Origin of the sequence: Leptotrichia shahii (assembly GCF_008327825.1) — a bacterium.
In the GTDB taxonomy this organism is placed as follows: domain Bacteria; phylum Fusobacteriota; class Fusobacteriia; order Fusobacteriales; family Leptotrichiaceae; genus Leptotrichia; species Leptotrichia shahii.
Genome location: NZ_AP019827.1, coordinates 138,941 through 153,840, shown reverse-complemented (window position 1 = coordinate 153,840; position 14,900 = coordinate 138,941). Strand labels below are relative to the sequence as shown.

The window sequence follows — 14,900 nt, the reverse complement described above, 5'->3', positions numbered from 1 at the left end:
CAAATCAAATTTATTCATAAATGAATTTTTTAGATTAAACAGATAATACTATAAATAAAAAATAGTTATTATTTTTAAAACATTTCAGAAAAATATAACTTCTTTTTTAAACAGAGTTTAGTATAATATATTTTTTTAATTTAAAGAGATTTTTAATTATTAAATATTTTTTGCTCTTTCCAAGAACAGTTCCTGTAATTTCACAGCTTCTCCATCTTCCGTATTTGATTGAACAAATTCAAAATCCGTTGGCAACAGTTTTCTTAATCTGTCTATGGAATTTCCCATTGCATAACCTTTCCCAACCATTGTAAGCATTTCAAAATCGTTTTCACCATCACCAAAAGCTACCGCATCCTTCAATTCCAAGCCTTCCCTTTCTAACAGAAATTTTGCCGCTGCACCCTTATTTGCTCCTTTTGCCATAATTTCCATACAATAATCGGTAACAAAAATAACATTTACATCATTTCTTATTTTCAAGATGGCTTTTTCCAAGTTTGTAAGCTGCTCATGTTCTCCAATGTAGAATATTTTTAAAATATCCAAGTTTTTTAATTCATCTTTTGGAACTTCCTTAAAATCAACTTTTACATCCCTTGAAATTCTGTCATACACTTTTTGAGCCGTTCCCTTTGTAATAATCCAGTCATTTCCCGAAAAAATGTTTAAATGTGAACCTTCAGCTATGCTTTCATAATCCAGCCCCAAGATTGCCTCTGCTGCTTCTTTTGGCAAACCTTTTTCATAAATCATATTTCCATCTGCATCAAAAATTCTTGCACCATTTGCAGCTATAATGGGAATTTTTACTTCAAGCTGTTCAGTTATATACCCAATTTGATCATAACTTCTACCTGAAGCAATGTAAAAGTTTATTCCTTTTTTTATTATTTCCCTTATCACATTTTTAGTAAATTTTGTAACGTGATGCCCTCTGCTTAATAAAGTTCCATCCAAATCACTGATAACCGCTTTATACATAAACTCTCCTTTCCTATTTCTTTCAACAAATACAGTATTTTTTATTGTTTAATTTCTTATTTTTCTCCATTTTTGACAAAAAGTTTTAACCTCTTGCTACCTAGCATAAATACTCACTTAATTTTCATAACATTCATTTTTTTATTATAGATTAAACAATTCTCTAACTTTTTTTGCCATTCCGTCTTCCGCATTGCTTCCAATAATTTCAGTATCTGTCAGTTTTTCAAGCAGAAGATAAATCGAATTTCCCATTGCAAATCCAAGTCCAGTTTCTGTTATCAAGTCATAGTCATTTACTCCATCCCCAAATGAAACAGCATCATCCAATGTCAATCCATCCCTTTTCAATACTGTTTCAGCCGCCTTTGCCTTATTACAGCTTGCAGAAAATACTTCCAGGCTTCCTTTATTTGCAAATAAAAGACTTACATTCCCTTCACCAACAGCTTTTTTTATTTCATTTTCAAGAGCAAGAAGCTCGCTATGTTTTTCTCCAAGAAAAAATATTTTTGCAAAATCATGTTTTCTAAACTCTTCAGGAGTAATCTGTTTTGGGTATCTAGTTCTATCAGGCTTTTTATTATAAAAATATTCTCTCAAATCTTCAGTAACAAACCAGTTTGGTCCTGAATATCCTGTTATAATTATATCTTTTCCAAACGACTTGTAATCAATATCCAAAACTTTATCTAAATATTCTCTCTTTAACTTATTTGAAAAAATCTCATTTCCATTTTCATCAAAAGCAGCAGATCCATGCGAAGTAATAAGCGGAACTTTTATTCCAAGTTCATCCATAGCTTCTTTTGCTCCCAAATAATTTCTTCCAGTCGCAATATAAAACTTTATCCCTTTTTCTAATAATAGTTTTACTGTTTCCCTAGTAAATTCACCTACCTTATGTTCCGCATTCAAAAGTGTGCCGTCCAAATCGCTTACAACAGCTTTAAACATTTTATTCTCTCCTTCTCTTATTATATTTTTAGCTATTTGTAAAAGTATAAAAATTTCAATAAACACAGTATTTCTTATTGTTTAATTTTCTTATTTTTCTCTACCTATCTGACAAGAGGTCTTGACCCCTTGCAATTATAAATACTGCTGTTATTCAATCTTTATCGCTTTTACTTTTAGAATTATCTATCATTATATTTTTTATGAAAAATTTATAAAAATCTAATTAATATAATATCTTTTAACTCTATTACTTTTAAAATTACTCATTATCGCACTTCAATAATTTTTATGAAAATAATTTTGAAAATTCATTCATAAATTCCACTTCATTAAAAGGCTTTGATAAAAATGCCTTTGCTCCAGCTTCTTTTCCCATTTTCATATAATTAGGAAACATAACCATTGTGCTGCAAATCATAATTTTTGCTTCCTTATCAAAATCTGTAATAATTTGTGCAGCTTTTAATCCATGCATTCTTGGCATATTTATATCCATTGTTACAACAGATGGACTTACCTTTTTATACATTTCTACAGCTTCCAGCCCATCACTTGCTTCATATACCTTATATCCTTGCTCTTCGAGAATATCCTTTATATCTTCTCTAATATACGATGCATCATCTACAACCAATGCAATTTTATTCATTTTTTCCCTTCTCTCTTTATTTTATTTATTATTTTAAAACCAAACCTATTTAAATTCATTTAATAATAAAGTTCTTAACTCTTTGTAATTCTATTATTATTTAAAAATATTCAAATTTTATATTTTTGCTAAGTCTTAAATATTTCCTTTACCTTCGTTGCCATTTCATCTTCAGCACTACTTCCAATAATTTCATTATCCATTAATTTTTCAAGCAATCTATAAATTGAATCTTTTATTACAAATCTAAATCCAGTTTGAGTTATCAAGTCATAATTATTAAATCTCCAAACGAAACAGCATCTTTTAATGTCACCTCATTTCTTTGAAGCAAGAATCCAGCCACCACAGCCTTATCACAATCCCTTGAAAAAGTTTCTAAGCTTTTTTCATTTACAAATACAATATTAACTTTATTATTCATTACTTTTCTTACTTCCTCTTCTATTTCCAACTGTTTTTATACATGCCTAGAAAAAATATTTTTGTAAAAGCAAGTTTTTCAAAGTCGTTCCATTCAATTTACTTTGAATATTGCTTTCTATTTATAAAAATAATCTTCTAACCTCTTCCTGATATAACAGCCTTATACATAAAATTCCCTACTACAATGATTTTAGCACATTCCCAAAAAAATTTGAATTAAAATTTTTTTGAACTTGCAAAAACTTGCCTAATAATGATACAATGTCAAAAAGAGAAATAAAATTTATGAGGTGAAAATAATGGGAACATTTGAAGATTATTTAAAATTTGAAGTGACTGAATCGCAAGAGGACAAAAAGCAGCTAAGGATTATAGAAAAAATCTCTTTATCAAAAGAAACTGAAAAGGCTATAAAAGGTATAGACAAGGATATTACAATTATCGCCGTAGCACAAGTTTACTGTCCAGATTGCCGTGCAACTGTCCCTTTCCTAAAAAAATTCAGCGATTTAAACAGTAAAATTAAAATCGACTACCGTTCAAGAGAAACTGCCAGAGAATTTTTTCCAGACACAGAAGAACAAATAAAAATACCTACATTGATTTCGTATGTTGATGGAAAATATAATACTTTTTGGAATGAATTTCCAGCTGTAGTAAGAAAAGAGATGAATGAAAAACCAGAAAATTTTGACGAGATAAAATACAATTTTAGAATTGGAAAATTTAATGCAGAAATTGAAAAGGAACTGGTTGATTATTTGACTTCTCTATAAAATTAATTATAAAATATCTTGAATGAAAATTCATTTATAGAAAAACTGATTTAAAATCCAATTCAAAAACTATGGCTATTTTACTTATTAGACCTGTTCGATAACTATACAAACTTAGAATTTAATAAAATAAATATCTTGAAGCAAGGGGTCTTGACCCCTTGTATAGATAAAAAAAACTTAGGTTATCGAACATATCTATTATATAATTTTTAGCAGTTCAATTCTGAATGGGTTCGTTCATATAAAAAAGTTCTATTCTTTATTGAATAGATTCTTTTTTATATTATTAAAATTATTTTGGAATTATGAAATATCATTAAATTTTTTAATTTACAGAATATCCCACCGATAATCCAAATCTTACTTCTTCTGTTTCTGTAGTTTTTCTATTTGATCCTGATTTCTTATAAGAATCCCTATAATATGGACGATATTTTACAAAAGGATTTACCGAAACTTTGCCTTCCCCCGCTTCAAATGATTTTTTATATCCAGCTTCTGTAATTACACCAAACATATTTTCCCAATAATATCTTGGATATCTTTCAAATTCATTTTCTAAGACAACTTTCCCGTAAATTCCCGCAACTGACGGTGTCGTATATGATAAGTTTGCATAATAATCTTGATAAACTGATGGTTTAGCCTTTTTCCCATTTTTTTGTGTCTTATTCGTGTCTCGGTAATGATTCGTGAAATAAGCATAATAATCTAAACTTCCCCATTCTCCCTTTTTAATATTATTACTTACTTCAAGATCCGCATTAAGTCCCCAACCATTAACTTTTGACCCTTTAAAGTCATTTCCGCTCAAATAATATTCTCCTCTTCTATTCCCCTTAAATCGAAAATAAACACCTTCTACAGCCAATGTTACATTTTGTCCCCATATTTTTTTATTAAACGTCGGTCCTATCGCAAATTCATTCCCAATTCCTGTTGTAGAAATTTCTTTTGTAACTAAATCTTTATTTCTATAAATATCATTTTGCCATCTAATTTTCAATTTAACATCATCTGATAATTTCTTCTCTAATCCTAATTTACTATAAATTCTATCATTTTTTCTAAAAGTTCCATACTGAGTAATTGTTTGTCCATTAAATTTATTTCTATTTTGATCTTTATCCCATCTTGTAAAAAAAGTCAAATCCCAGTCCCCTTCGTCAACTAATCCGATTTTTCCAGAAAAAATATTTCTTACCCGTGTTCTCCCGCGATTATCCTTTTTAATTCCCGCAAATCCAATTCCATTTGCATCATCACCTGTCTTATCCTGATAATTCTGCCTATATTCAGTAGAAACATTAATATTTTTCAATACATCCTGATCCGCTTTAGCAAATCCAGAGGTTACCAAAGTCAAAGACAATAGTCCCAATAATTTTTTCATAAATTATTACCTTCCTCTCACTTATTTTCTTATTTTAATTCCATTATTATAACACGTGTTATAGTATCATTTTTTAATTTGATTGTCAATGAATTAATTATATATTATGTATATTATATATATTTTGTTAATAATTAATTACTTAATTTCAATTACCGAATTTATTTTCCCACCTTTTTTCCCATGCACAACAACCAAATCTACCTTTTTGTACTTATTTATTTTAATCGACAATATATTTAGCTTATTTTCATAAATATACCGAAAAACATCATTTAATCTGCTGTTCGGTACAACTATAAAAAATTCTCCATAATTTTTTAATAGCCTTCTTATTTCTAAAATTAATTCTTCCAATGTCAACAAAACTTCATATTTACTAATTCGTTCTACTTTATTTTGAGACATTTTCCCAGAATCAGTTTTTTTATATGGAGGATTTGAAAAAATAAAATCATATTCTCCATCAACCTTTTTTATATTTTCATTAATCGGAATTATTTTTTCATTTAAATCATTTATTTCTATATTTTTCCCTAAAGTCGCAAAAACTTCTTCTTGAATTTCCACAGCAAAAATCTTTGAAACAATATCAAGTTCCGAAAGTAATAATGAAATTATCCCCTGTCCTGCTCCAATTTCTAAAAATAACTTCTTATTTTTTAAATTTTTGTATTTCTTATTAAAATAACTTTTTATAAATTCTGAAAGTAAAATAGCATCTTCTGTTATTTTAAGCCCTTCTTCCTCCACAATTATCTTTTTTCCGACACTTTCTAAATTTTCAATATAACTCATTTTAACTCCTGATCTTCAATAAAATTATACTATTTCCCATTTAAACAGCAGACTGGCTATGAATTTTCCTGCAAAGGTCAAGACCCCTTGTTATCAAATAATATAAAATATAACTTCTATTTTTAAACAAGATTTAGTATTAATATAAATAAAAAACTGCCTTAAATATTTTTAGTATTTAAAACAGTTCTTTATAATATTTTGTACTTTGTTTATTTGATAACAAAAGAATCCTTGATAAATCAAATCTAACTATTTAAATGGAAAATTATTGTGTAATTCCCAATTGCTTATCTGCATATTCATGTGCAAGTTCCAATCTTACACGTTCTTTTGAATTTTCAAATGTTGCCTGTGTAAATGGTATTTCTGATGTTTTTGCAATTAAGTAATATCCAGTTGTATCATTTTTTTCTAAAAATCCATTTATTTGCAATGCAAATATTTGATCCATTAATTCTTTATTCATTCCAATTCCTGGAATTGCATCAGTTTTAACTAGCTTTTTAAATCTTTCTTTTACACTAAAGTTATATTTATCCTGTTTTTCCACATTACTCCAAGTAACTTTCTTACTTTGAATTTCAGCTTTTAAGTCTTGAATTTTCTTAATAACTTTTTGTTTTGAAGCTTCAGAAATAGTCGGAGTTATTAAAATATGGCTAACTTTCGCTACATTTTCATTTTTCGGATCTTTACTTTGAATGTAAATAATATGATAACCAAACTGTGTTTTTATTGGTCCCACAATATCCCCAGCCTTACCGTTTTTAACCGCATTTGCAAATTCTGGAACAAGTTTTGATAAATCCGCTGTTTCTCCTAAACTTCCACCATTTTTAGCCGAACCAGAATCCTTTGAAAATTCTCTAGCTTTTTCTGCAAAATTATCTTTATTTGTAGTCTTCATAATTTCTTCAGCCTGCTTTTTAGCCATGGCAAAATCATTTTCTCCAGCCTGATATTCTTCTCCAATTACATAACCGCCTATACTATTTTGAGTATTGTAGCTATCTCTCCTAGAGTCAAATTTTGCTTGTAATGCCGCATTATCAGGTTTATAAGTATCAATTAAATAATTATAATATTTTTGAGAATAATCTCTTAACTGATCTACTCCTACTAAATCAGCATCTGCCTTTATTCCAGCCGCTTTAGCCTTATTTGCAATTTGTATAAATTTATTCAAATTTGTTTTTAACATACTTTTTAAATCATTTGCCATTTTTGGTGAATAACCTTCTTGAGTTTGTGAAACAGCATTTACAATTTGTTCATTTACATCTGCATTTGTATATTTATACTCTCCATTTTGTGCCACAGCTGCTGTTATATTAGCATACATTTTTTTAAATTTTTCATCTTTAAATTCAATTTTAGCTTTTTGTTTAGCCTTTGCAATAAATGAATTTAAAATCATAATATCTTTATCTTGCTTCATATTTTCTTTAATTTGATCTTTTACATCATCAAATTCTTGATTTTCAAAGGCTTGAGTATATTTATTTCTTTCATAAGCCTTCCTAACTTCTTCATCTGTAATTTTATCATCTGCAAATAATTTTTCTCTCATTTTATCAACAGTTTTTTGATCTTTTATCATTTTTTTAAATGAAGTAACATTATATCCAACTGATCTTAAATATTGAGAAAATTCATCTTTCCCTAATTTTGACTGTTTTTGATAAGCTTTAAATTCCTTATCAACTGTTGAATTGCTCACTTTTATTCCCAAATTCTTAGCTGATGAAAGTAGTATTTCCTTATTTACCAAAAGTTGCAAAACATATTGATCTATAATGTCATCAGGAATATTTTTTATATTTTCAGTATTTACTCCCGCTTGTGCTAACTGCTGTATTTTTTGCTGATTAATCTCATTTAGCTGATTTTTTAACGAATAAGTTTCCCTTTCAAAATCATCACGATAAATTTTTGTCCCATTAATTGTCGCAATTACTTCTCTATTACCTTTTGACGCTTCAAAAATATTATTTTTCAAAAATAGTATTCCAGTAATAAGCATTGCTATTCCAAATACCCCCATCATAACTGCTGAAGCAATTTGGATCGCTCTTTTGTGACTTCTGAATCCCATTGTCTATCTTCCTTTCTCTCTTCTCTCACTTTTAATCATTTTATTATTATAGCATATAATCCTTTATTTTTCTATTGTTTTTTTCAATTCAGGCAAAGTAATACCATTTTCCATTTAAAACGCAGACTGGTCATAAATTTCTTTGCAAGAAGTCAAGATCCTTTGTTAGCAAATAATATAAAATATAACCTCTATTTTTAAACGGGGGTTAATATAAATACCAAACTCTGTTTGAAAATCAATAAAAAACCGGAAACTGATTTTTTTCCTCTTCCGATTTTTTTAATTATCTACAATTTTTGAAAACTAATAAGTTGCCCTAAATCCAATTCCACCTCTAACATTGTTTCCTTTAGTGTCATATCCAGCATTTACCGTAACACCAAATCTTGTATTGTCAACTCCGATATTAAGGTCAAACTTACCGTTTCCACGTCTATCTTCCTTTTCTTTTTCAAGATTATACCAGTTTGCTGTCGTGTATCTTACTCTTGCCTGATTTCCATTTTGTAGTTTCCCAAGCTCGTTTTCATAAGCAGCTGTAAGCCCTACTGTCAAGTTTGTTTTTACCGCAAGTGGCTGAATATACTTAAATTCAACTCCTGCTTCTGGTTTTACTGAAAAATAGTCATTTCCTTTAACTTGCAATCTCATTTGTCCAGAATTTTCTTTCACATCGTTAAATCTTCCATATTCCATCTTCACAGCTCCAAATGGTCTTAAATGTGTTCTTTCACTCATTCTTATATCATAACCAAGTTCATTTTTAAGAGCTGCTCCATAAGTATGGTATGTAGATTTAGCTTCAAATGTATCATCAACTATCCAGAATTTACGCTTCATGTTATTAATTCCTGCAAATACATCTCCTGCAACTGTCCACTGCAATGCTCCGTTGTAATCCTTTTTAGGCGACATTGTCTTAAATATTCCAGCTTTTATCATTGTCTGATCTTCTCTTGACTTTCCTAGATCCTTGAATCTGAATCTGTTTGTTACTGCTCCTGCATACCATCCACTTGAGTTACCCATTCTGACTTTTTCATCTTCGTGAACATAAGCTACTCCATAGGCATTGCTCTTATAGTCAACAATTCCAGCTGTATCAGTATTGTATTCGTCTCTTAATCCAAATGCTTTGATTTTATTATTTTGCTTAGTTGGATTTCTCCATTCATTTCTCAAATAGCTAAACTCATTGTCCAGAGCATTTCCTGTGGCATTAGTTCTTTGTTGAATATTTGCATATTGATGACCTTTCATTTCATCTACAGCCTGTGCTAGAATATGAGATTCACTTTTCCCTAAATTATTTAACTTATTAAATAATTCTTTTTCTCTTCCACTTTCTTCTGCTCCATATCTTTGTTCTAGTCCAGCTAAAAAATTATAAGTATCTTTATCTTGAGCAAATGCAGTATATGGTATCTTTACTAAATAAACTTTTCCTAAAGCACCAGTAGATAAATTTTGCGTTGCTGTGGCAAACCAAGTTAAACTTCCTGCATTTAAAGCAAATTTCATTCCACTACTTGATGCCGCTAATGATAATATCATGTTATTATACGGACTTATTATATTATCCCCAACTTCTATAACTTTACTATTAGTATATCTTGCTGCCTCATTACCAAATATCAAATTAATTTTTTTTAATCCTGTCAAATTATTCAATCCTTCAATCGGATGTGTATAATTTACTCCTGATGTATCAATATACATTCCAAGTACTCCAGCTTGTTCATTTGATGGAATACTTCCCAATTTCGTTGAGTTTAAGTCTATAGTTGTTACTGTTCCGTCTGGAGAAGTTACTGTTGCAACTGACGGATTTGGTGTTGAAGTATTCGTATTTATAACCGTTGGAATTACAATATTATTGTTTATTTTTATAGTAGCTGCTGTTGCTGCTGGTGGGGCTATTATTTCTATTCCTGCTACGGTTTTACTCGTTGGATTGCTTACTTTTCTTATAACTCCATCTGCGCCGTTAGTATTTGTAACAGTTCCTGTTATACCCCCACTAGTTTCATTTGTGTATGTTCCTGTAGAACCAAGATATCCAGCTTTATTATTAGGACCGTCTACAATAATTTGTCCATAGTTTTTAATTATTCCTCCACCTGTTGCAACCACACCTAAAATACCATCATTATTTGCTGTAGGAACTGTTTTAATAATCCCCCAGTTTTCTCCTACTGCATTATTATCAACATACATTCCTTTTGTATTTTTTCCACTTAATTCTATTACACCTGTACTGCTGTTTATTGCTCTTGATCCACTTCCTGAAGCAAACATTCCAATTCCTTCATCAACTGCCACCTTTATTGTTCCGTTGTTTGTTATTGTTCCGTTAGACGTTGCCATTCCCATTCCATATTCTGGAACTGGAGTTGCTAATAAATTACTTCCACTTACTGAAATTACTGCATTATTTGTTGCATTTCCACCATTAGTCGCATAAATTGCCACACTTCCTGTTCCTCTTCCAAAATCAATATTTGCATTATTTACTACTGTTCCTGGAGAGTAAATTCCATAAGTATTATTTCCTGTTGAAGTCAATGCAACATTATTACTTACTGTTATATCGCTATTGTTAGAATAAATGAATTTTGCTTCATTTCCTAATGCAGCTGTTCCATTTGTTGTTAAAGTTGTTGTTCCTGTGTTTTTAATTACATAACCAAATGAAGAATCTCCAATTGTCATATCAGTATTAGAATTTATTGTTCTTCCTGCTGTTCCAGTAGTAAATACTCCTACTCCTTCATTTGCTCCAATTTTTACTTTAGAACCTGGATTTAATGCGATATTTCCTTCTGTTGAATAAATTCCTACTCCTTCATCTCCAACTGTGATTTCTCCTGTTGCTCCATGAGTTACTGTTGTTCCAAAAATACCGTAGTTTTTATTTCCACCAGTAATTTTACCATCATTTACTATATCTGTTGTTGCATCATTAGTATAAATCCCTACACTTGGAATAGAACCTGTTGAAGCTGCTAAATTAATTTCTCCCTTATTTATCAATGATGAACTATTATTAGCAAACATTCCAACTTGTTCCTGTCCTGTCATATTAATTTTTGCATTTATATCATTTGTTAACGTTGCTTTATCTCCTATCATTCCGATAGATTTATCTCCTGATAAAGTTAACGCTCCATTTCCTATATTTTTACCAGTAGTTCCAGCTTTAGTTCCTGTTAAATTATTATTTTTCACATAAATTCCATAAGATGTAGTTCCATCCAATATAACATTACCTTTATTTACAACGTTAATTGTTCCTTCACCAGGTTTCCCACCAAATTCATTTACTTTCGACACTCCAGTAGCTGCATCTTCTCTATACGCCAATCCTAACAATCCAATTGAACTGTTTCCGCCAACATTTACAGTACCTTCATTATTTACATCTGAACCATTTACAGCATAAATTCCTACAGCACTGTTATTATGAGAGTTAGTTGTTAATTGTTCAACATTTATTGTAGCTGATAAATCTGTATGAACTTTTCCGTAGTTTATGAATAATCCTACTGCTCCGTTTCCACCGTCTGTTCTGTCTGCCGAAACTTTAGAACCTGCTGCAAGATTTATTTGTGTTTCATTATTTGAAACTGCTGAACTGCTTGAACTCATATCAAGTCCAACAACAGCTTTCATTCCTGTTGCTGTTAGGTCTGAAGAACTTAAATGAGCTGTTACATTTTTACCTGCCTGCAAATTCAAAACTGCACGTTGAGCTAAATATCTCTTAACAAATTTAAATGAATCTGTTGACTCATTAGCAATATTTGCAGCTAAACTTTTATCAATATCTGCATCAATATTATAGTTCGTAATTCCATCTACAAATGCTTTTTTATAATCAGTATACGTAGTCGTTGAATCTTCTCCGTTTATAACTTGAATTCCTGAAGCGGTAATACCTAAATCTGTATCTATGGATGTTAAGTTGACCGTTCCTTTATTTTTAAATTCAAATGGAATAGCATCATTTGACATAACAACTATTTTTGTATTTGCATTTGTTGTTATATCACTTAAAGAAGATCCTTGTACTCCTATAGCCTTTCCTCTTAAAACAACTGTACTTCCTCGTAAATCGATTTTCCCATTATTTCCACTATAAATGGAATAACCACTTCCTTTATAATCTAAAATTGAATTTTTTAAATTTATATTGCTTGTGGAACCGTCACTATACACACCGACTAATCCATCAGATAATTTCATAAAACTGTTTTCCGCTACAATTTGCCCTCCATTTGTAGCATAGAATCCAACTCCATTATTTCCAGAAATAGTAACTTTAGGAGTTCCTATTGATAAATCTGTTACAACTGTCACTCCTGATGAATTAACAGTAGTTGATGGTTGGGTAACTGCTGCTTCTGTTACAGTAATATTTCCACTGTTTTTCGCATAATACAGTACTGCATCAGAGCCAGCAACTTTTCCTGTAACACCTTGATTCAATGTAACTGTTGAACCAGATCCTTCAGAATACGCTAAAGTAAATCCTTTTCCACTAACTGTTGTTGAAGCTAGAGGTAATGAATTATTTATTTTCAATGTTCCACCACTTTTGGAAGCAAATAATATTGCATTATTTCCCTTAACTTTAAAATTATTAGTTGTATTATTATAAACTAAATTATTATTTGTACCTCCATCTGAAAGATATCCTATGTTATCTTCCCCATCAATAGTTATAACGCTAGCAGCTGAATCATTAAATGTAAGCTTAGCTTCTCCTGCTCTAAGAGCTATTGAATTTTTAGAATTTTTCTCTAAATTCACATTATAATTATTTATATCTAAATTTGTAAATCCATTATTATTAACTGTAAAATCAAAATTTAGTCCAACTGAATTTTGAACTTTTTTTAGGTCTCCTTTGGTATCACCATAAGTAGCTTCTTGTGAAGTTAAAGAAGATCCTCCAATTTGAATATTAAATTTTGAATTAAAAAAATTATTTGAGCTAGTATCTGGCTCTGACAAGAAACTTGCTCCTACTGATTCATCTCCATATATTTCAATTGGTGTATTAAGCTGAATATCTGCGTGTGCCATTTGTGTAGTTGTAGTATCACTATCAGTAGCTATTCCTAAACTGTTTTTTCCAAATAGTTGCATTTTACCATTATTAATTGAACTTCTCGTTATAGCTTGCGTATTACTTGCACTGTATGCCCATCCTACACTTTCTGGCGCATAGAAAATTACACTTCCATCAGAAGCATTTTCTATTTTATCACTTTCTGAAGTTCCATAAGAATAAGCTCCAAATATATGATTCCCTGGAGTTGCTCCAGTTAACGTTGTACCTGAAGTATCAACAAATGTTCCATTTTGTGCATGTCCTATTATATTTCCTCTATTTACAAAAGTTATACCACCTGTACTAGCCACGTTATCTATATTTACTACTGCTATATTATTTCCATAGATATTAGTATTTGCTTTATGTATTAATTTAGCTTCAGAATTTCCTGAACCTGACGGATTCCCCATATAATAAATTGAATTTAATTGTCCTCCTCCACTACTGTTACCTACAACATTAACTGTTACCGCACTCGGTATTTCTACCTGTGCCTTACCACTTAGTGTATAGAATGCAGCTGTATTATTACTGCTTCCAGCACCAGAAGCAGGTAAATGTGTAGCAGATCCTGAAGGAGTATACGCAGTATTTTCACTAGCACCACTAAAATTATATTGAAGCGGTTGTCCCACTCCACTAAAATAATTATTGAATGTTCCTGATATTATCTCCAATTGAGCCATTAAAGCATTATTTCCTAAGGTATTATTTACATTATAACCCCACGACCAGTTTGGAACATTCTGAAACGCAACATCTGTTGGAGGTGCTGAAGGAACCTGACTAATATTAACATTTTTAGGATTAATAACAGGCGGTGTTACCATCAATGGATCAAACGGAGGCAATCCTCCACTAGGCGTAGTAGGCACAAAATTAGGTGCCTGCTTATCTATTGCTAAGGTTCTTAATGAAGCATCTACTTCAATTTCTACTGACTTTTCCATATTATCAGAATCTAATTTCAGTCTTGTTGCTCCGTAAGTGCTTAAATTTTTTGGCTGGTAGCTATATTTTCCCATTGTAGTGTCTCTTTGATAGAATTTGCTGTCCTGAACTCGATTTCCTTTACCTTTAAAATGTCCATGCCAGTCATTATAGAAATCAGTTGCTCCAATTTGCCAGTTGCTCCATGGAGATTTTGTTACATGATCTCCCTGTTCCATTAATTGTATAAGTTCCAAGTTTGTATTTTTAATTAACTTATCATTTTCGGCTCTTGCATGTTTAAAGTCTTTACGCATTTGACCTATTGAAGAATTAATCAAACTCATTTGATTGCTAATTCCCGAATCCTTTGATTCTGCAACCAATTCACCTGTTGAAATTAACATTCCATTTAACAAAAATGTAAATAAAGCCGAATCTGTATATTTAAATCCCTTACATTTTTTTGCAAACGACTTTAAATCTCTTTTTAACTGTAATAAATTATTAGTCACTGATATCTCCTTTTACTTTTTTATAGTTTAAATTTTCAATTTAAAAATTTTTTCAAAAATAATAATTATTTTAAATACAGGAAAAAATGATTTTTATAATAGCTTAAGTGATAATTATTTTCTCTGTATTTTACGATAAATTCTATTTAAAAACAGAAAACATATTTTATTTATGATCCGTCAAGAAATCTTAATCCTTGTTAAACAGAATTTAAAATAAATTCATTATTTCCAAAAAAAAATCTC

General features: G+C 30.2%; 10 protein-coding genes. 1 reads left to right on the top strand and 9 read right to left on the bottom strand.

Features of this window, described 5'->3' with window-relative positions:
* Positions 1 to 159 precede the first annotated feature (159 nt).
* From F1564_RS00680 to F1564_RS10230, 5 genes are all read right to left on the bottom strand, one after another.
* The gene (locus tag F1564_RS00680; RefSeq protein ID WP_018451574.1) at positions 160 to 984 is read right to left on the bottom strand and encodes a Cof-type HAD-IIB family hydrolase; all 825 of its coding nucleotides are present in this window, start codon (positions 982 to 984) and stop codon (positions 160 to 162) included.
* Positions 985 to 1,128: 144 nt separating this feature from the next.
* Positions 1,129 to 1,941 (bottom strand): HAD family hydrolase, encoded by an 813-nt coding sequence (locus F1564_RS00675; RefSeq protein WP_018451575.1) that lies wholly within the window; start codon positions 1,939 to 1,941, stop codon positions 1,129 to 1,131.
* A gap of 289 nt (positions 1,942 to 2,230) precedes the next feature.
* Positions 2,231 to 2,593: a response regulator gene (locus F1564_RS00670; protein WP_018451576.1), complete on the bottom strand. Its 363-nt coding sequence runs from the start codon at positions 2,591 to 2,593 to the stop codon at positions 2,231 to 2,233.
* A gap of 128 nt (positions 2,594 to 2,721) precedes the next feature.
* The gene (locus F1564_RS10235) at positions 2,722 to 2,862 is read right to left on the bottom strand and encodes a hypothetical protein (RefSeq protein ID WP_232053382.1); all 141 of its coding nucleotides are present in this window, start codon (positions 2,860 to 2,862) and stop codon (positions 2,722 to 2,724) included.
* A complete protein-coding gene (locus F1564_RS10230; protein WP_232053381.1) occupies positions 2,859 to 3,017 on the bottom strand; it encodes a hypothetical protein in 159 nt (52 codons plus the stop codon). Before F1564_RS10230 ends, F1564_RS10235 begins: the two co-directional genes overlap by 4 nt.
* Before the next feature lie 301 nt (positions 3,018 to 3,318).
* Between F1564_RS10230 and F1564_RS00660 the strand changes: the two genes are divergently transcribed.
* A complete protein-coding gene (locus tag F1564_RS00660; protein WP_018451577.1) occupies positions 3,319 to 3,795 on the top strand; it encodes a thioredoxin family protein in 477 nt (158 codons plus the stop codon).
* Positions 3,796 to 4,123: 328 nt separating this feature from the next.
* On the opposite strand, the gene F1564_RS00655 is transcribed toward F1564_RS00660, so the two are convergent.
* The 4 genes from F1564_RS00655 to F1564_RS00640 all read right to left on the bottom strand — a co-directional run bounded on the left by F1564_RS00655 (position 4,124) and on the right by F1564_RS00640 (position 14,654).
* On the bottom strand, positions 4,124 to 5,191 hold the full coding sequence (locus tag F1564_RS00655; RefSeq protein WP_018451578.1) for a hypothetical protein: 1,068 nt from the start codon (positions 5,189 to 5,191) through the stop codon (positions 4,124 to 4,126).
* 138 nt (positions 5,192 to 5,329) lie between these two features.
* Entirely contained in the window at positions 5,330 to 5,989 is a 660-nt protein-coding gene (locus F1564_RS00650; protein ID WP_018451579.1) for a methyltransferase, read from the bottom strand.
* 268 nt (positions 5,990 to 6,257) lie between these two features.
* Positions 6,258 to 8,087, bottom strand: a complete 1,830-nt coding sequence (locus F1564_RS00645; protein WP_018451580.1) for a peptidylprolyl isomerase — start codon at positions 8,085 to 8,087, stop codon at positions 6,258 to 6,260.
* Positions 8,088 to 8,393: 306 nt separating this feature from the next.
* A complete protein-coding gene (locus F1564_RS00640; RefSeq protein WP_018451581.1) occupies positions 8,394 to 14,654 on the bottom strand; it encodes an autotransporter-associated N-terminal domain-containing protein in 6,261 nt (2,086 codons plus the stop codon).
* Between the last annotated feature and the right edge of the window lie 246 nt (positions 14,655 to 14,900).